The organism is Halogranum amylolyticum, assembly GCF_900110465.1.
GTDB classification, from domain to species: Archaea; Halobacteriota; Halobacteria; order Halobacteriales; family Haloferacaceae; genus Halogranum; species Halogranum amylolyticum.
Map to the genome: position 1 here is coordinate 13091 of NZ_FODV01000002.1, position 17469 is coordinate 30559.

The 17469-nt window shown below is 63.9% G+C and carries 21 protein-coding genes, 2 tRNA genes and 1 other RNA gene; 10 read left to right on the top strand and 14 right to left on the bottom strand.

From position 1 onward, the window contains the following. The first annotated feature begins 54 nt into the window (after positions 1–54). On the top strand, positions 55–765 hold the full coding sequence (locus BSG17_RS03190; protein WP_089821044.1) for a DUF7547 family protein: 711 nt from the start codon (positions 55–57) through the stop codon (positions 763–765). Between the two features lie 183 nt (positions 766–948). Here the strand turns inward: BSG17_RS03190 and BSG17_RS03195 are convergent, their stop codons facing one another. Continuing rightward, complete coding sequence (locus BSG17_RS03195; protein ID WP_089821045.1) at positions 949–1323, bottom strand: OB-fold domain-containing protein; 375 nt, start codon at positions 1321–1323, stop codon at positions 949–951. Then, complete coding sequence (locus tag BSG17_RS03200; protein ID WP_089821046.1) at positions 1323–2474, bottom strand: thiolase family protein; 1152 nt, start codon at positions 2472–2474, stop codon at positions 1323–1325. The genes BSG17_RS03195 and BSG17_RS03200 overlap by 1 nt, the downstream gene beginning before the upstream one ends. A gap of 95 nt (positions 2475–2569) precedes the next feature. Between BSG17_RS03200 and BSG17_RS03205 the strand changes: the two genes are divergently transcribed. From BSG17_RS03205 to BSG17_RS03215, 3 genes are all read left to right on the top strand, one after another. Then, entirely contained in the window at positions 2570–2989 is a 420-nt protein-coding gene (locus BSG17_RS03205; protein ID WP_089821047.1) for a DUF7548 family protein, read from the top strand. 91 nt (positions 2990–3080) lie between these two features. Then, an RNA gene (ffs, locus tag BSG17_RS03210) (signal recognition particle sRNA) lies at positions 3081–3394 on the top strand. Between the two features lie 54 nt (positions 3395–3448). After that, on the top strand, positions 3449–3730 hold the full coding sequence (locus tag BSG17_RS03215) for a DUF7111 family protein (protein WP_089821048.1): 282 nt from the start codon (positions 3449–3451) through the stop codon (positions 3728–3730). 16 nt (positions 3731–3746) lie between these two features. On the opposite strand, the gene BSG17_RS03220 is transcribed toward BSG17_RS03215, so the two are convergent. Continuing rightward, a complete protein-coding gene (locus tag BSG17_RS03220) occupies positions 3747–4421 on the bottom strand; it encodes a protein sorting system archaetidylserine synthase (RefSeq protein WP_089821049.1) in 675 nt (224 codons plus the stop codon). Between the two features lie 131 nt (positions 4422–4552). Here BSG17_RS03220 and BSG17_RS03225 point away from each other — a divergent pair, with 131 nt between their 5' ends. Then, entirely contained in the window at positions 4553–4960 is a 408-nt protein-coding gene (locus tag BSG17_RS03225; protein ID WP_089821050.1) for a plastocyanin/azurin family copper-binding protein, read from the top strand. A 52-nt stretch (positions 4961–5012) separates the two neighbouring features. Here BSG17_RS03225 and BSG17_RS03230 read toward each other — a convergent pair whose 3' ends face one another. Genes BSG17_RS03230 through BSG17_RS03245 form a run of 4 tightly spaced genes read right to left on the bottom strand, consistent with a single transcriptional unit; the run spans position 5013 to position 7560 of the window. Further along, positions 5013–5666, bottom strand: a complete 654-nt coding sequence (locus tag BSG17_RS03230) for a 30S ribosomal protein S3ae (RefSeq protein WP_089821051.1) — start codon at positions 5664–5666, stop codon at positions 5013–5015. Continuing rightward, positions 5663–5893 carry a KEOPS complex subunit Pcc1 gene (locus BSG17_RS03235; protein ID WP_089821052.1) on the bottom strand — a complete coding sequence of 77 codons (231 nt, stop codon included), beginning with the start codon at positions 5891–5893 and terminating at the stop codon, positions 5663–5665. Before BSG17_RS03235 ends, BSG17_RS03230 begins: the two co-directional genes overlap by 4 nt. Beyond that, entirely contained in the window at positions 5890–7086 is a 1197-nt protein-coding gene (locus BSG17_RS03240; RefSeq protein WP_089821053.1) for an exonuclease RecJ, read from the bottom strand. Before BSG17_RS03240 ends, BSG17_RS03235 begins: the two co-directional genes overlap by 4 nt. A 9-nt stretch (positions 7087–7095) precedes the next feature. After that, positions 7096–7560: a 30S ribosomal protein S15 gene (locus BSG17_RS03245; RefSeq protein ID WP_089821054.1), complete on the bottom strand. Its 465-nt coding sequence runs from the start codon at positions 7558–7560 to the stop codon at positions 7096–7098. A 223-nt stretch (positions 7561–7783) separates the two neighbouring features. Between BSG17_RS03245 and BSG17_RS03250 the strand changes: the two genes are divergently transcribed. The 3 genes from BSG17_RS03250 (at position 7784) to BSG17_RS27725 (ending at position 8805) form a co-directional block, all read left to right on the top strand. Beyond that, positions 7784–7855: transfer RNA gene (locus tag BSG17_RS03250), tRNA-Ala, on the top strand. Between the two features lie 133 nt (positions 7856–7988). Continuing rightward, positions 7989–8666 carry an SRA domain-containing endonuclease gene (locus BSG17_RS03255; protein WP_244531480.1) on the top strand — a complete coding sequence of 226 codons (678 nt, stop codon included), beginning with the start codon at positions 7989–7991 and terminating at the stop codon, positions 8664–8666. Further along, positions 8584–8805, top strand: a complete 222-nt coding sequence (locus BSG17_RS27725; RefSeq protein WP_244531481.1) for an HNH endonuclease — start codon at positions 8584–8586, stop codon at positions 8803–8805. Before BSG17_RS03255 ends, BSG17_RS27725 begins: the two co-directional genes overlap by 83 nt. An 88-nt stretch (positions 8806–8893) precedes the next feature. Here the strand turns inward: BSG17_RS27725 and BSG17_RS27450 are convergent, their stop codons facing one another. The 3 genes from BSG17_RS27450 to BSG17_RS03270 all read right to left on the bottom strand — a co-directional run bounded on the left by BSG17_RS27450 (position 8894) and on the right by BSG17_RS03270 (position 10158). Next, a complete protein-coding gene (locus BSG17_RS27450; protein WP_089821055.1) occupies positions 8894–9289 on the bottom strand; it encodes an SHOCT domain-containing protein in 396 nt (131 codons plus the stop codon). Positions 9290–9384: 95 nt separating this feature from the next. Beyond that, the gene (gene eif1A / locus BSG17_RS03265) at positions 9385–9672 is read right to left on the bottom strand and encodes a translation initiation factor eIF-1A (protein ID WP_089694995.1); all 288 of its coding nucleotides are present in this window, start codon (positions 9670–9672) and stop codon (positions 9385–9387) included. Positions 9673–9756: 84 nt separating this feature from the next. Next, positions 9757–10158: a GNAT family N-acetyltransferase gene (locus tag BSG17_RS03270; RefSeq protein WP_089821056.1), complete on the bottom strand. Its 402-nt coding sequence runs from the start codon at positions 10156–10158 to the stop codon at positions 9757–9759. Positions 10159–10298: 140 nt separating this feature from the next. On the opposite strand from BSG17_RS03270, the gene BSG17_RS03275 reads away from it, so the two are divergent. Further along, positions 10299–10370: transfer RNA gene (locus BSG17_RS03275), tRNA-Ala, on the top strand. A gap of 289 nt (positions 10371–10659) precedes the next feature. Beyond that, positions 10660–11886 (top strand): DUF7289 family protein, encoded by a 1227-nt coding sequence (locus tag BSG17_RS03280; protein WP_449271710.1) that lies wholly within the window; start codon positions 10660–10662, stop codon positions 11884–11886. Here the strand turns inward: BSG17_RS03280 and BSG17_RS03285 are convergent. Genes BSG17_RS03285 through BSG17_RS03300 form a run of 4 tightly spaced genes read right to left on the bottom strand, consistent with a single transcriptional unit; the run spans position 11844 to position 17308 of the window. Beyond that, positions 11844–12461: a DUF7288 family protein gene (locus BSG17_RS03285; protein WP_089821058.1), complete on the bottom strand. Its 618-nt coding sequence runs from the start codon at positions 12459–12461 to the stop codon at positions 11844–11846. The two genes, BSG17_RS03280 and BSG17_RS03285, sit on opposite strands and share 43 nt — an antisense overlap. Position 12462: 1 nt before the next feature. Next, entirely contained in the window at positions 12463–13002 is a 540-nt protein-coding gene (locus BSG17_RS03290) for a DUF7287 family protein (protein ID WP_089821059.1), read from the bottom strand. Then, positions 12999–14591 (bottom strand): type II secretion system F family protein, encoded by a 1593-nt coding sequence (locus tag BSG17_RS03295; protein ID WP_342028327.1) that lies wholly within the window; start codon positions 14589–14591, stop codon positions 12999–13001. Before BSG17_RS03295 ends, BSG17_RS03290 begins: the two co-directional genes overlap by 4 nt. Continuing rightward, complete coding sequence (locus BSG17_RS03300; RefSeq protein ID WP_244531482.1) at positions 14528–17308, bottom strand: type II/IV secretion system ATPase subunit; 2781 nt, start codon at positions 17306–17308, stop codon at positions 14528–14530. Before BSG17_RS03300 ends, BSG17_RS03295 begins: the two co-directional genes overlap by 64 nt. Positions 17309–17469 lie beyond the last annotated feature (161 nt).

Consider the following 17469-nt stretch of genomic DNA (forward strand, 5'->3'; position numbering starts at 1 on the left):
ACTAGGGTCCGCGCGCGACCAACCCTTTTGGCTGTGCCCGTCGAACGGCCGAGTATGAGTTCCCGTGACGACGACCTCGTCGACCTGCTCGACGACCTCGAACTGACGCTCGGCGACCTCCGGGACGAACTACAGCGACGCCCCGAGGCCCGCCGGACGTTCCGACCGCCGACCCCGAGCGAGATCCTCCGGTTCACCGACGAGTACACCATCCCGACGGTCATCACGATTCTCGAGGTGAACATCCGCGCGCTCGAACTGCTCCAGAAACTCCTCCGACTGGCGAACCCCGAGGGAACGCTCCGGGAGGGGAGCGACGAGACGCGCCGCCGCGTCCGGACCGTCCGCGACGACGCCGTCGACGGTCTCGACCGTGCGCTCTCCGAGCTCCAGCGCGCGCTCGCCGAGGCGGACCTCCCGGACGACCCCGAGTCGCGGAACATCGTCGAAGACGCACGAAGTCTGACCGACGAGATCGAGCGCCGCATCGAGGAGAGTCGCTCCGGCTCGCGTACGCGGTCACGGAGTCGCTCGCGCAGTCATTCTCGGCCGGAGAGCCGCAGAGGGTCGTCGCAGCGGAGCGACCGTAGCGGACGCTCCGGCCCCGTCGAGATCGCCGTCGACGAGGAACCCGACGGCGGGCGGGACGTCGAGACGGACGAACCGGAGTCCGTCGACGACGAGATCGACGTCGAGTCCGAACTCCAGTCGATCAAAGACGAGTTGGACGACGTCGACGGCGACCAAAGCCGAGACGACTACTGAGCGTCACTGCGTACCGCTTTCGACGTGGTAAAACGAGCGAAGGTCACTCTTCGAACCGGCTTCAGCAGACGAACCTGTGGTCAGACCGGCACGAACCCCCGACCCCACGTCGGCGCGATGAAACGCGCCTACTGGGTCGGCTCGAACCTTCGTTCTGAACCAGTTTCCGCGCGACGGAGCGCGCTATTGGACTGGTTCAAAACGATACCCGTCCCACTCCTGGCTCTCCGGTTCCCGGATACCGGCGCCGGGTTCGCGGAGTTCCTCGCAGTAGACCGGTTTCACTTCGTCGCCGATGTCGACCTCGTCGGTCGTCATCTGGCCGAGCGCGCGGACGGGTTCGCCGTCGACGTCGAACTCGACGATTGCGAGCGTGTTCGGCTGGCGGACGCCCGGCGGCGTCGCCGTCGACGTCGTCCACGTGACGACCTCGGCCGTGTACTCGCTGAGGTCGACGGTGCCGACGGACTCCTCGCCGTCGGGACCGAGTGGGTGGCCGGGGTAGGTGATGCTTCCGTCCGAGTAGCGGTACGCCTCCAGTGGTGGGTTTTCGCTCATTAGTTGCCCTCCAGAATCGTGGTCGAAACACAGTTCCCGAAGCCGCCGACGTTCGTCGCGAGGCCGACGTCCGCGTCGACCTGCCGCGGCCCCGCTTCACCGAGCACTTGCTTGTAAATCTCGTACACCTGCGCGACGCCCGAGGCACCGAGCGGGTGGCCCTTCGATTTGAGGCCGCCGGACGTGTTGATGGGGAGATCGCCGTCGCGTTCGGTGACACCCTCCTCGACTGCCTTCCACGCCTCGCCTTTCTCGAAGAAGCCGACGCCCTCCGCCTGCAGGAACTCGAGGATGGTGAACATGTCGTGGAGCTCCGCCACGTCGACGTCTTCGGGACCGAGGTCCGCCATCTCGTACGCCTGCTGGCTCGACTCGACGACGCCGCGCATCGTCGTCGGGTCCGAACGCTCGTGAACGACGTGCGTGTCGGTGGCACCGCCGACCCCAGAGACGACCGCGTAGTTGTCGGTGTACTCCTGAGCGACCGACTCGGGACAGAACATCAGTGCTGCACTCCCGTCCGTGATAGGACAGAAGTCGTAGAGTCGAAGCGGGTCGGCGACGATAGGCGAGTCGAGCACCGTCTCGAGGTCGACCTCTTTTTGGAACTGTGCGTGGGGGTTGTCGACGCCGTTCTTGTGGTTCTTCACAGCGACCTTGGCGAGACTCTCTCGCGGCGCGTCGTACGTCTCGAGGTAGAGTCGCGCTGTGAGTCCGGCGAAGCTCGGGAGCGTCACGCCGTGTTTGTACTCGACCGGGTGTGTGATCGAGGCGATGACGTCGGTCGCTTCCGCCGTCGTCCGGTGGGTCATCTTCTCACCGCCGACGAGCATCGTCATCTCGCTTGCGCCGCTGGCGACGGACTGCCAGGCAGCGTAGACGCCGGCGCCACCCGAGGACGAGGTCTGGTCGATGCGGGCCGTGTAGGCCGGCATCGCTGCCAGGTCGTGAGCGAGGGCGTTCGGTATGCCCGTCTGCCCCTCGAACTCGCCGCTCGCCATGTTCGAGACGTACAGGTGGTCGATCGCGTCGGGCGAGACATCGGCGTCTTCGAGACACTCCTGTCCGGCCTGCGCGAGCAGTTCACAGATCCACGCGTCGCGTTGCCCGAACTGGGTCATCGACGCGCCAATGATTGCTACGCGTTCCATACGGGACCCGCGCAACGGAACGCTTTACAGTTTTCCCCTCTGACAACCGAAACCTGTCTCGGGTTCTTTATCTTCCGACCGTCCGGACTGGACACATGGATCTGGAAGACGTTGCGCCCACCGTCGGGGTCGGTGCCTGCGTCGCACTACTCGTCGCACTCGGAATACCGTACGTCGCCGTCACCGACGCGGGTCCCACCCTCGGGGCGTACTACGCCTCGGGCCCCGTCGGCAGCGGGGGCATCGCTTTCATGTCGCTTCTCACCGTCGTCGTGCTGCTTTCGGGGACGCGCGGGACGGCGGAACCGGATCTCGTCGCCGGCATCGCGCTCGTCCTCGGCGTCGTCACCTTCGCGCTCGCCGTCCTCTGGGCGGTCTCGGTCGATCCGACCGTCCTGTTCAGTTTCCCGCCGTCGGCCGCGTGGATCGCGAACCACCGCTGGGTCGTCGTCGCCCTCGCGGCGGTTGTCCCTCTGGCTGCCGCCGGCTACGCTCGCGGCGTCCTCTGGAGGTGAGGGGCGCCCGGAGACTCGCAGAACCGTTCCCCTCGTCAGCCGGTTTTCGGACCGAAGTCGAAAGGCCCTTATGAGGCCGACGGATACAATGAAGTGGACTAGGTCGGGCAGTTAGGCCCTGCTCACTTCCCGCAATAGAGTCTTTAGCGGGGACCGAACGACGGGCGCGTCCGGTCTGACCGGCACGGGCCCCGAAAGCCAACGTAGAAACCTCGTCCTGCGGGGACAGCGGCTCGACGAAACACGTCCGCAGGGACGTCGACTCGTCGTTCATCGGTGGCACTGGGTCAGGCGCGGAAGCGAGCAGCCCACCGCCGGACGTGCGTCGCTCGTAGGGTCGCGGGGTGGAGGAGGCAACCGGGATTACCCGTGCCGGAACGCCGGGCAACCCCGTCCTGTCCGCATTCATACTTCATTACAATCGATAGCTTCGACTGTCCCCGTTCCGAAGTGACTGCTATGCCCGAAGCTACCGCAGCGGCCACTGCGAACGGGATTATCGCCCACTACAACGAGACGGACGGCGAGCGACTGCTGACGTTCGATCGTGACGGGCGGACAGCGGCCGTCACCCAGAACGTTGAGGGGTACGCCATGTTGAAAGTACGACCCACCGCCGACGGTGACGAACTCGAACGGTACTACGGGTTCGAGATGGCGCTGGACCACGCCGCCGAGCTGCTCGGCGTCGACGTCCACGACCTGCCGATCCCCGACGACGCTGCCGACATGGGGATGTAGCGGTCGCGCCTCCCGACTACTTCCGCCAGTAGAACCGCGGCCCAAGGAAGAGATACCCCAGCGCCAAGAACAGCAGGCCGAAGGCGAACACTTCTCCGGGGTACCCCGTGAGGAGGATCGCCAGCGCCTGGACGACGCCCATCACGAGCGCGTCCTGCCAGTGAAGGTCCGGATAGTTGATCGTCGTCACCATCATCACCGAGAGCACGCCGACGAGCGGGACGAGGACGACCGGGTCGGCGAACCCGGCGAGCACTCCCGCCGAGAGGATCGTCGCTGCGAGCGTCGTCGGCACCCCTTCCGTCGAGTCGGACTTGCTGTCGTAGGCGGTGTAGAGGCCGAGTCGAGTGACCCCCATCGCGACGAACAGCGCACAGAGTCCGGCGGCGACCCACGACCGGAGCGGGTCGAACCCCCAGGTCGCCTGGACCACGCTCACGACGAGCACCGCGGGAGCGACACAGAAGGAGGCGACGTCGGCCAGCGAGTCGAGATACGGTCCCGCCTCGGAGCCGCCGAACTGCCGGGCGAGGACACCGTCGAGACCGTCGGCGACTGCACCCAGGAGGACGACTCGGGCCGCGAGCGTCGGGTCCACCAGCGCGGCGACGGCGGCGAGGAAGCCGAGCGCCGCGTTGCTGACGGTGACGTAGTCGGCGACTCCGAAGTGGCCGACGAACCGCGGTTTCATGTCTCTGCAGTCGGATAGGACCGGTTTACGTGTTTATATCCCGCGGCCGGACGTCCACAGACGGACGGAGGGGAGACGGTTTCGACGCGTGAACCACGCCGCATTTATTCGTCGCGTCCCGAAGGTCGGATATGCAACGCAGGGCGTTTCTCGCGAGCGTCGGGACGGCCGGACTGACGGCCGTCGCCGGCTGTGCGAGCGTCGGCGGGTCCGAGGGCGACGTGTTGATGCGGGCGACCGCCTTCGACCCCTTCGAGTTCACCGTCGAGGTCGGCGACACCGTCACCTGGTACAACGGGAGCACCCGACTCCACACCGTCACCGCCTACGAGAACGCTATCCCCGAGGAGGCGGCGTACTTCGCGAGCGGTGGATACGAGGACGAGGCGGCCGCACGAGCGGCGTGGGAGAACGGCAACGGCGGTATCACGAGCGGCGAGACCTACAGCTACACCTTCGAGGTCCCCGGCGAGTACGAGTACGTCTGCATCCCCCACGAGCAGGGCGGGATGGTCGGCACTATCGTCGTCGAGGAGTAGCGAAAAAGTCGGAGAGTCGGTGTCGAGAGTCGCCCCGTCGGCTGCGACGGCGTTACTCTTCTGCGGCTTCGTCGACTGCGACGTCTTCCTCGTCGACGTCGACTGCGGCCTCTTCCTCGGCGGCGACCTCTTCGGGTCGGGCTTCGAGGTCGAGCTTCTGGATCTCGACGCGGCGCAGCGGGTAGATCGTCTTGGCCTCGCCGTAGATGGCCGACGAGAGTCGACCTTCGACGACGCTGTCGACGAGTTCCTCGAAGGTGCGGTCCTGAGCGGCCTCTTCGACGAGGTCGATCATGACCTTCCGGATGGCCTTCTCCTGGCTGTTGTCGGCCTTCTTCGTCGTGAGGGCGACGGGCTGAACCTGCACGCGGTAGTCGTCCTTCGTTAGGACGGTCACGTTCACGTCGATCTTCGACGCACCGCGGCGCACGAGGCTCCGCAGGTAGTCACGGGTCAGTTCGTGCTTGATGAACTCGGTGTACGCCGAGTCGCTGCCGACGTCCGTGATCTTGAACGTGAGCTTCGTGTTGTTCGCACCGGCGTCGCCCGTGAGTTCACCGAGGGTGACCTCGATGGTGCGGCCGTTGATCTGTTCGACTTCGTCGGCGAAGGTCTCGCCGAGCTCGGCCCGGTCGAACTGCTCGGGCGCGAGAATGCTGTACCATCGCTTGCCTTTCTTCTGCTTGGATACTGATCGTTCGCTCATGAGTTGCTGTGTCGTGTTGCGTTGTCTGCGACCGTCTCTGCGACGGTCAGGTTCACCACGTAGTCGTCGACCGTCGCCTGCAGGCCGCCGGTCGTCTCCCGCTCGATGACCGTGACGATAGAGTCGTCCTCCACCGTCGTCGTCATCGAGTCGGTGTTGTCGGGAGTCACCGCTTCGGCGAGGAGACGAGCGTGCTCGTGTTCCGTCTCGAGTCGTGCCCGTCTCATCGCGTCAACGCCTCCCGGACCGCCGTGATGAACTCGGTCGTGTCCGTCTCTGTGTCGAACCGCGCTTCGCCACGCGTGTCGGTACCGCGTCCCGTCCCGTCGAACGACGCTGCCGTCTCGGTCATCACCGTGCCGAGGTCCCGGTCTTCGATGCTCGCGGCGGCCGCCCGACCCTCGGCGTCGTCCGACGCCGTGTCGGTGACGACGAGTGCGACGGGTTCCGGCGACCGGAAGTCCCGAAGCAGTCGTGCGACCGTCGGCAACGCCGTCGCCGACTCCGCGTCTGCGTCGACGCGAGCGACGAACACGCCGTCGTACCGGCCGGTCGTCGCCTCCCGAAGGAGTCGGTGAGCGGCGACGGCGTGCGCGCGCCACGCGTCGAGTGCGGCGGCCCGCGCCACGTCGCCGTGACCGAGTGCGAGCGCTACGCCGGTGCCGGGCTGTTCGCGCGCGACGGCGTCGAGCACGTCGGCGTAGCCACCGACCGTCTCGAACGTCCCGTCGGGTATCGCGTACGGGCGGAGTGCCCGTTCGACTGCCTCGGCGGCGCGAGCGGTCGCCTCGTCGGCCGTCGTCGCGTCGATGGCGACGACGGAGGCGAGTCGGCGGTGTGCCTCCTCGCCGAGTTCGGCCGGGAGGTCCATCTCCGCGAGCATCGCCCGGACGCGTTCGACCTCACCCGAACTGGGCGTGTGGACGAGCGTCGAGTGGGCGATGCCGTCGCTGACGTCGGCGGTCGGCACCGCGAGTCCCGGTCGGCGTTCGACCGTTCCGCGGCGTTCGGCCGCGTCGAGCATCGTGCCGCTGCCGTCTGCGCCGACGGTCGATTCGGCGGCGACGACGCCCGCGAGTCCGAGAATCGGGTCGGGTTCGACGCCGAGCTCCCGGGCGACCTCGAAGGCGGTCACGCTCGCGGGGCGACTCGCGCCAGCGAGTGCGACGTCGCCACCGGTCAGACCGACGGCGACGGCGAGTCCGTCGTCGGCGGCGCGTCCGTCGTCAGCCGCGAGAGCGGCTGTCGTTCTAACGTGGAAGGGGGTTCTGACGCTCCGACAGGCGGCGGCGAGGATGCCACTGGCTGCCAGCGAGTCACCGTCCGCGCTCGCGACGACCCGAACGAACGGGACCTCGTGGAGCGCCGCGGCGACGTCGGCGGCGGGGGCTTCCTCGGCTGTGGAGCGCGCGGTCGACATGAACTGTGCTTACTCGAGAAGCTCGACCGCGTTCTCGTAGCTGTATTTGAAGTCTTCGTCGAGCTTGTTGCCCCGGTAGTAGTCGACGAGCCGTCGGATCTTCGACTCCGTGTTCTGGAGTGCGCGCTTGTTCTGAGCGTCCTGCTGGTTCTCCTCGACGTGTCGGCGCAGGCGGATCGCGCGTTCCATGAGGTTCCGGAGGTCCTCCGGAATCTCGGGGGCTGCGTCGTTGTCCTCGAGGATTTCGGTGACGCTCTTGTCGGTGACGAGCTTCACGTTCGGGACGGGCGTGCCTTTCACGCCTTCGTCGCGAAGCTTCAGACCGATTGCGGCGGGGTCGTGACCCTGCTCTGCTAGTTCGACGACGCGCTCTTCGACGGCATCGGCGTCGACGTCGCTCCATTCGGGGGCTTCGTCTGCCACCGGCTTGTCCGAAGCGGACGAGCCACGGCGGCGGGTGTGCATTCGTGCCATTGTTGTGAGTTGGAACGCACAGACCGCAGAAAGCGTGTCCGGGAGCCGCTACGAACGGCTCTCGGCGCACCTCCGTAATCCCAAGCCCGCAGATGCGGGCGAGTCAGAGTTACGGCCGTGCTGTTCCCGTCTTTACATCCTCGCGTCTCGGATTAAACGGTTTCGACTTCAGCGAGGGGGAAACCGAAGCGTCCTTTAGGCACCTCGGGGTAAGAGAAGGTGCGGGCTCGTAGATCAGGGGTAGATCACTCCCTTGGCATGGGAGAGGCCCCGGGTTCAAATCCCGGCGAGTCCACTTCTCTTTGTCTCGCTTCGCTCGACCCGTTCAGTGGCCTCGCCTAACTCCCAGCGAGTTCACGTAGTGTCGGCGAAGAAGATAATCGACTACACAAGAATCGTAAGACGAGTTGGATAAAGTCGAGGCGACAATGCAGACGTCTCCAGTGGGCCTCGTGGTCGGAACTCGTTATACGCAGGGCGAGATCGAGGAGATGTTCGACACCGGGTTCGGCTATCAGATCTCGGGGATCAACCCGCGACGAGACGACCAAGACGGACGGTACGTACTACTGTTCGCTAACGAGGACGGCCCGTACAACGATTCGGTGACTGCGGGACGGTTCGAGTACGTTGGCGAGGGACTCCGCGGTGATCAAAGTGAGACGTCGCCGGGAAACTCGGTTCTCGTCGACGCCGTCGACAGCGACTTCCCGGTTCACTTCTTTTACCAGCACTCAGACCTCGCTGGGTGGGAGTATCAGGGACTCGTCGACGTGCTCGGGTGGGAGTCGCGACGACGAAACGGTCGAGAGATTCTCGTGTTCACGATGGAGCATCGAGAGGAGAAAACGAGCGACGTCGCCGCCGACGTAGAAGAACAACGAGAGCGGTTGAGAACACGACTCACTTCGGAACCGACACTCACAGCCGAGACGGCGGAGTTCACCGACCAGCAGCGACGTGTTCGAGACAGTGCGTTCGCGAGGCTCGTCAAAGAGAACTACGAGCGGACATGTGTCGTGTGTGGGGAAAAGTCGAGAGACTCCGAGTGGGGATCCCGAAGTCGAGGCGGCGCACATCTACCCGAGATCGGAGAACGGTGCTGATGACCCGAGAAACGGACTCGCGCTGTGCAAGCTGCACCACTGGGCGTTCGATAGCGGGTGGCTCGCTGTCAGCGACGACTACGAGATACTGGTCAAAGACGTTCCGAGCGAGACGGATACTACGATTTCATGCAGTTAGCGGGCGACTTGTTGCAATCTCCCGAAAGTCTGCGTACACACCCAGCACAGGTGTATCTCGAAGCTCACCGCACTCTCCACGGGTTCAACTAGCTCCGACTCCGCTCCATCTCCAACTCCCTCAGCGTATCCGGCGTATCCAACAATCGTTCCAACCGTTCGTCGAACTCGTCGTCATCGATTCGCCCTTCAGCGTAGCGGCGCTTTAGCAGTGCAAGTGGATCTTCTGTCGGGCCCTCGACGCCGTTCGACTTTGCGGTCTTCGTCTCTGACTCCCTCTCCGAGTCCGACGAGAAGAGATTCCAGAACGCCTCGTCGTCTTCGAACAAGTCCAAGAACGTCAGCCAGGCGAGACCGTAGAAGACCCAGAACCAGAAGCTGAGTCCTGTAGAGCTAGCGACGAGTGCGACGATGCCGACGAGACCAAGGACGATAGCGACGACGTGTGCGAATTTCGAGTCGAGGAGGGACTGTGCATCGACCAAGTGAGGACGTTGACAGCGAGCATACTAAAGAACTCACTCACAGCGCCGTCGCTCGGGTGGACAGCATCCGAGAGAACACGTCGTGACTCGATCGTTCAGACGTTGATGTGACCTTCGCGTCGGAGCTGGTCGGCTTCGGACTTCTCGTAGCGCCACGTGACGTCGGCTTTCTCGTCCTGCCAGTCCCACGGCTCACAGAGGACGATGTCGTCCTCGCGGATCCAGATCCGTTTGCGCATCCGGCCGGGGATGCGACCCATGCGTTCCTTGCCGTCGTTGCAGCGGAGCGTGACGCGGCCGTGGCCCTGCATATTGGTTACGACGGCGAACAGCTCGTCATCGTCGGGCATGCGAAGGTTCCGACGCCCAGATTCTTCGCTCATAGTTCGAAGTTGTCGTCGGGCCAATTAAATCGTAGCATTCTCCGGTTCGAAGATGGGTTCGACCGCAGTCGGGAGACCGACAGGTCACTCGATACGGAGATACATCCCCTTCGAGGCGGGCGCGGTCGGTTCGAAGCCGAACTGTTCGTAGAAGCCGTCGACGTCGGCCACGAGGTTCACATATGCCGACGGCGGGGCGTTCTCGTGCAACCAGTCGACGAGGGCCTGCGTGATCTCGGTGCCGAGGCCCCGTCCTTGGTGGTCGGGGTGGACGGCGATATCGGTGAGCTGGAGGACGGTCGCACCGTCGCCGACGATGCGTCCCATACCGACGACGTCGCCGTCGTGGACGACAGTGACCCCGTAGCAGCTGTTCGGGAGCCCACGTTCGGCGGCCTTGAGCGTCCGTGACGTCATTCCCGCAGCCTCGCGAAGGGCGACGAACTCTTTCGGTGTTGGGAGGCTCTCGCGGAGTGCGTAGGACATCGTTCGGTCGTCAGCCGGCGAATAGTTAGGTGTGTATATCGGCGTGCAGTCGGGGGTTCGATCCGTGACAGCGTTTCTCCCTCGACTCCGGAAGTCGAAGCCCTTATTAAGGGAACCACAGAAGATGTGGATGCGTTCGAGGGCTCGTAGATCAGGGGTAGATCACTCCCTTGGCATGGGAGAGGCCCCGGGTTCAAATCCCGGCGAGTCCATCAGATATTATCGACACAACACGACGAGCGAAGCGAGGAGTCTGTGTCGACAAATCGGAAGACGCGAGGCGGGATTTGAAGTAGAGAAGTCGCAGCGCGCGGCGAAGCGAGCAGGACTGTTTTCGCGTAGTTCGAATCCCGGTGAAGTCCCACCTGCCCGCTCGCACGCCAAGTCCACCTTCCACTCGTGGAACATCGATACCAACTTGACCGTGCGTGAGACCACTGCAGTCTCACGACGTACAGCTTAGGGCTGTTTTTTTATGCACCGGTGACATTCTGGTAGACAATGATTTCGTCTGGGCGCAGTGACTCTCGTCGGAGGTGGGAGTCACAGAGGGGGAGAGGGCAAACGGAGACGTTAGGTATCGTGTTGTTACTTGGACTCGTCATCGCTGGGACGACTATCGTGGTGGCGCTCGGAGGGACGGCGGTGTCGGACGCACAGGCACGCTCGGACGTCGAGCGTGTCTCGAACGCGATGACGCTCTTCGACTCACAGTCGGCGACCGTCGCGCTCGGTGAGTCGGCCGTCCGGACGGCGCGGTTCGGCCAGTCGAGCGGAAACTTCCGTGTTGACGACAACGCCGGACACATAACCATCGTTCACCAGAACTACGACGGGTCGGGGACCGATGAGACGCTCTACGATGCCTCACTCGGGAGTGTCGTCTACGAGACGCAAGATGGCGGAACCGTCGCGTACCAAGGTGGTGGCGTCTGGCAGACCGACGCGGGCGGGAACACCGTCATGGTCTCTCCGCCGGAGTTCCACTTCCGTGACTCGACGCTGACACTGCCTGTCATTCGAGTCGCTGGCTCCGGCAGTGCCTCGGGGACCGTCGAGGCGACGGTCAAAGAGTCCATCCGTGGGAAAGCGGTGTACCCTGCGGTGGGAACGACGTATCCGAACGACGACCCGTTCGCAAATCCCATCCAAGAGGGGACAGTCGCGATCCGGGTCCAAAGCGAGTACGCTGAGGGATGGGCCGAGTACTTCGAGACACGGACCGACGGGACGGTGACGCTCTCTGGAGATACCGCCGAGGTGGTGCTCGAATCAGCCGGCACCGTCGGTGCGTTCAGTATGCCCGCCGAAGGCAATGGGGTCGACGTACGTGCGATGAAAGACAGTGATCATCCGAACGCAGACTTCTCGGTCACGCTCGCCGAAGACGGCCACTTCAACAACTTACACTGGTCACTCTATGCCGACGAAGGCACTGAAAAGCTCGAGTTCCATGTCTACGCGGACGACAAGTGCAAGGGAGGAAGCTACGACGGAACCGTCGACCTGAGCGTCTTCTACAGCGACGAGAGCGGCTCGTACGAGGGATGGCAAGGAGATTTCGACCCTTCGAGTGATGCGGTCGATGTCGATTGCAGCGCGGGCGAGATGACCATCGACCTGACGAGCGCGACGACCGACCTGGAGTACAAGCAGATTCAAATGACCGGCAGCGACAACAAGTCCTACATCCCCCATACGATCACCTCCACTCGGAGCACGTTGTAGACGTCCGACGACGAGGACACGTCGCTCGCGTAGAAGTTCGCGGTCGACAACGATGACCCGGTCGGCTCGGCAACACCGTCACCGTTGGCATCAACGCCTGGGTTATGCAGTACGTCGTCGTCAAACAACGTGACGTACGTCGAGGTGGTGACGGCGTTGTCACTGGGCTCACCGCGGGAGATGTACCGAATCTCGCGGAAGCCACCGCCCGGTGGCTGATAGCCGATGCGGACGTTGTACGCGATGCCGCGCGGGCCGTACGTCCGGTCGAGCAATCGCCCGAACTCGATGCCCGGCGGCGGCGGTGCGTTGGTGTAGTAGGGCCGTCTCGGCCCTGCGTCGTGGAACCGCCCGTCAGCCTCGTTCCAGAACAGGACGGCTCGCTTGAGCGACTCGTCCTCGGCAGCGTGTGAGAGGACGCCCGCGGTCATCGACTCCTGTTGGTTCTCGATGTGCTGACTCGACGTACTGGCCGACAACGGGGTCACCGCCGTTACCTGCAGCGCGAAGACGACGCTCCCGACGACGAGCAGTGCCGCCGAGATTGCCTCCAAGGTATGGGCCTGTGCTCGCATCTCACCACATCCTGACGAGCAGCGTCACGTCGGTGTTGGCCAGCGAGACGATACGGTGAGCGACGACGACGGAACCGGTGTCCGTCGGTGGGTCGCTCGTCTGCTCGACGAGCAGTTCGTCCACGTCGCACACGGCGGCTCCCTCCTCGACGAGTGACTCACTGTCGGTGTCCCAACAGAGCGTGGTCGCGGCGTCGTCGTCGTCGAGGTCCGCGACGAGCATGACGTCGACCGACTGGGTGTCGCCGACGCTGATTCGCTCGGTGAGGTCACTACCAGTGAACCGACACGTCGTCGGGCTGGTGTCGCCGAAGAACGCGACGGTACAGTCAGTGTCGAGCGTGTACGGCTCGTTCGGATCGCCTAACAGGTCCGTCGAGAGCTGTGTGGCGACACGGTCGGCGGTGACCGTCTCGCGCTGGATGCCTTCGTACGGGTCAAGCATCCCCGGGATGAACGCGACGACGAACGCAACCGCGAGTAGGAATACGCCCGCACCGATCGCGAAGTCGATTGTCGTCTGCGCGCGTGACCGTCTCATCCGACCACCATCCACACGAGCAGTGCGATCGTCTGCAACACGACGACGAACTTCACGCCCGAGACGATGTCGGCGTCCGTGAGGTAGCCCGAGATGAACCCCGACAGGATCGCCTGTAGCGTGACGGCGTGGAAGAACAACACTGAGAGGAGGTTCGGATCGACGCCGCCGCCGAAGTCCATCCCGCTGCCACCGCCCGCGCCCCCACCGCCACCGGAACTCGCCTGGTCGGTCAGTCCCGCCATCACATCGAGGAACTGCGTCTTCAGGATGGCCATCACGGCCAAGAGTGTGAGATAGGTCATCACGATGATGACCACCTGCATCCGCGTGCGGGACTTCCGCTCGCGGTCGATGTCGTCTTGGTTCTCGGAGGCCTGCGCGGCCGTACTCAGCACGTCCGTGATCTGGCTCGACGCCTCCTGCGCCTTCGTGATGAGCTTGACCGTCCGCGCCAACCGGGGGATGTGGTACTTGTTGTTGAACTCGACGAGTGCCTCCTTGAGACTCATCCCGTAGTTGACCTTCCCGTGCATCACGGCGAACTCGTCGGCGAGTTTCCCCGAGGAGGTGTCCGAGACGGTCTCGATCGACTCGAGCAGCGTCTGCCCGGTGTCGTTCGCACTCGACAGTTTCCGGGGGTTATCCGACAGTTTGCCGATGACGGCGGTCCGCGAGCGGACGTTCCACGTGTGGAAGACGGCGAGCGGGATCGCAACGACATATATCGGGACGTACACCCAGATGAACGTCCCCCAGACGGGCGCGTCGACCATCCCGTCCCAGGAGGTCGGAGCCGACCCGCTCGCGACGGCGAGACCGACCAAGACGACTGCGGCCGGGACGGTGAGAAAGAGCGTAAAGAGCGGGAAGTCGCGGAAGAAGTAGTGTGGGCGACGCAACAGCTCTTTGGTCTTGTAGGTCCCCTCGCGGGACTTGATGCGGTCGAACACGCCGTGGTCGCCGACGAAGCTCTCGACGAACCCGAGGTGGAGAAGCCCCTCTTTTCGGCTGTCGTCGAGGCGGGCGCTGGAGTCGGCAGGGCTGAGATAGCCGTCGCCGATCTCGTCCTGTTTGACCGTCGAGACGAGAACGAGGAAGCCCGCTCCCGTGATGGGGATGAGCCCGTACACCGTCGCATAGAGCATTACGTCGTCGGCGTTGCCGAGCATGCTCATGATGACGAGGATGATGATGAGAAGCAGGGGAAACAGCGAGAGCGTCATGTACATCTCGCCGAACAGTTCGAGCGTCTCCAGCGTCAACTCCTGTTGCTGTTTGGCCGTCCGCATGTACTTGTCCTTCTTGTCGTCGAGGAACTGTTGCATGTTCCCGCCGGAGTTGACGATCGAGAGCATGTCGGTGAGGAACTGCGAGAGTTCGTCGCTCGGCGTCTCCATCGCCTGATTGCGGATGGCGGTCCGGTAGTCGACGCCGAAGTACTCCGTCTCCTGAACGATGCTCTGGAACTCCTTTGCGACCTCGCCGTAGGTGTCCTCGGCTTTTGCCATCGACTCCAGCACCTCTAACTGATTGAGTCCGCCGACAAACAGCGCGTACATGAACGAGACAGAGTCCGAGAGCAGCATGTTGATCTCGCGTTTTCGGGCACTGGCCTTCGAGTAGGGGATGGCGACGAGCGACCCGAACCCGAGTCCGAAGCCGACCGAACCGAACACCAGTCCGGGACGTCCGTGGTGGCCGCCGTCGACTCGAGGTCACCGAGTGCGTCCGCGACGCTCCCGCGGTCGGTCCCGCGATAGTCGGGGAACAGCTCCTCCTCTGCACGACGGAGCAGCTCGTCGGCCTCCGCGAGGATCTCGTCGGTCGGCTCCGGCCGCGGCACCATCTCCTCCTTGTCGGGGTCGATGTCGATCAGCACCGACTCCATCTCGCGGAGATCCTCGAGACTCCGCTCGAGGTCGTCGGTCGCCATCAGCGAGATGATGGTGTCGGGGTCGTTGATGAACGCCTGAAACGTGGCGGCGACCTGCGTGTACGTGTTCAACCCGTTGACGAGGAGGTACGCGAGGACGACCTGTCGCTGGAACAGTTCGTCGTCGAGCGTCGCCCTGTTCCACCCGCGGTCGAACATGATCTCGTCGAGCGTGTTCGAGTCGCCCATGTGGAGGAACTCGTCGGTCTCGGCCTGCCACTGATAGACGTCCTGGACGTTGATCTCGTCGTTCTCGGCGTCGTAGTGGTTGATCTCCGTGAGCGACTTGTTCCGGCGTACTTTCCGCCCCTGGACGCGCGTCGACGTCTGAATGGAGACGAGATCCAGCGCCGAGAACATCGTCTTCGAGACGTTGATCGGGTCGGTGGTGAACCGCTTGAGCACCTCGCCCACCGAGTCGGCGTGGAACGTGGTGTAGGTGGTGTGGCCGGTCGACATGACCTGGAAGAGCGTCCGCCCCTCCTCGCCACGGATCTCGCCCATGACGATGTAGTCGGGGCGCTGTCGGAGGGCGGCCTCTAGGAGGTCGAACTCGTCGACGTCGCCCTTGTCGTCCTCGGAGAACGACGGCCGCGTGACCGAGGCGATCCAGTTACGCTGGGGCAACTCGACTTCGCGAGTGTCCTCGATGGAGACGATCTTCGAACTCGACGGGATGAAAAGCGAGACGGCGTTCAGCGACGTCGTCTTCCCAGAGGCCGTCCCGCCGGCGAAGATGAGCGACTTGTTGTTCTCGATGCAGAGCCACAGGAACGCCATCTCGTCCAGCGAGAACGTCTTCCAGTTGATGAGATCCAGCGGCGTGAACGGGACGTCCTTGAACTGACGGATGGTGTAGTTCGTCCCGTGGTCCGACACCTCCCGACCCAGCGTCAACTGCGCGCGAGAGCCGTCGGGGAGCGTCGCGTCGACCTGCGGTTGGCGCTTCGAGATCCCTTTCCCCGACCGCTGGGCGAGTTTGACGACGAACTCGTCGAGCTCCGTCTCGCCGTGGAGCACGTTCGAGATGATCTGTTCGTACTCGCCATGGTAGACGAACACCGGCGAGTTGTAGCCGTCACAGGAGATGTCCTCGACGTTGATGTCGTGTTTGACGGCGTCGATCCGCTCGTAGCCGATGAAGTCACGCGTCAGGTAGTACAGCAGTTTGTTCACCTGATACTCGGTGAGCGTCCGGGCGTCCTCGGCGAGGACGGCCGGTTCGGGTCGGGCGGCGATGCCGTCGAGGTTCACATCGTCGACGGCGGGCGGCTGATACCCGAACAGGCGGAGGATGCGACTCACCGACCCGTCAGCGTCGTCGTCGACGTCGAGATCCAGTCGATCCGCGACAGTGTTGGCGAACCCGCCGTCGTCGTCGCGGCTGTAGAGGTCGTAGCGGTCGAGCAGGCGGTACGTCTCGCGTTCGATGACGTCCCGGCGACTGTCGTCGCCCGCCGCGACCACGTCCGTGTCAGAGTACTTGATCGCCGTCCGGAGTTTCCCGGTGAGGAACTCCTTCAGGTCGACCTCGATCTCGTTGAGGTACGGTTCGACGACGTAGTACTTCTTCTCGTTCTCCTTCGTCGAGTGGAAGACGACGACGAACGCGTGGGGTTCGTTCACCCAGTAGCGTTCGACCTCTCGGAAGTGCGTCTTCTTCGGCATCGGGACGGTCTTCTCCAGGTCGTACCGATTGGCGACGGTCGTCGCCCCCTCCTCGGTGTGGAAGAACGCGTCCTCGTCGATGCCCTCGACGACGTCGACGGTTCGCTCGTCGACAAGCGCCGTCATCTCCTCGCCGCGGTCGTGGAGTCGCGAGAGCGTCTCGTCGAGCCTCCCGTGTTCGTAGTCGAGATACTCCGAACGGTCGAACGGGACCTTCTCACCCTCCTCGTCGTACGGGGCGGAACCGTCTTCCTCGTAGTAGTAGAGGCGCTTGTGGTGCTCCCACAGCCACTCGTCTTTGACGACCAGCGTCGTCTCCGGGTCGCAGAACGCTTCGAACGTCTCGTGGAGGCGTGCCGCGTCGCCGCCGCCCTCTGCGAGTCGTGGTTCGAGATCGTCCGGATGGAACCCCAGATGCTCCGCCGGGTCGACGTCGACACGTTCCCAGTCCGCTGCGGTCGGCGTGTGCGTCTCGTCGTCCGCGTCGCAGCGGTCGCTGCCCGGTGCGGGACCGACGTCGGCGTAGAGTTCGTCTGCAACACCCTCGGGGCCGTACTCCTCAAGGTAGTCCCGCCACGTGTACGACCCGACGACGGCCGTCTTCGGCGCAGTCGCTCCCTCCTCGTTCTCCCCCGACGACTGCTCTGTGTCGACGGTCCCCTCCAACTCCGTGGCGGAACCGTCGACCCCGTCTGTAGCCATTGTCAACAACAGGCCGGTAGAGTTAAAAAAAAGTCTTCTCCCAGAGAAAGTGTTGGAAAGAAGTCTGTTAAAATACTAGAGAGGTCCGTGGGTGACGACGAGCCACCGCGTACGGCAGAACGCCGGCGAGATACGAAGTCGCTCGCGACGTGCCGCCGTCA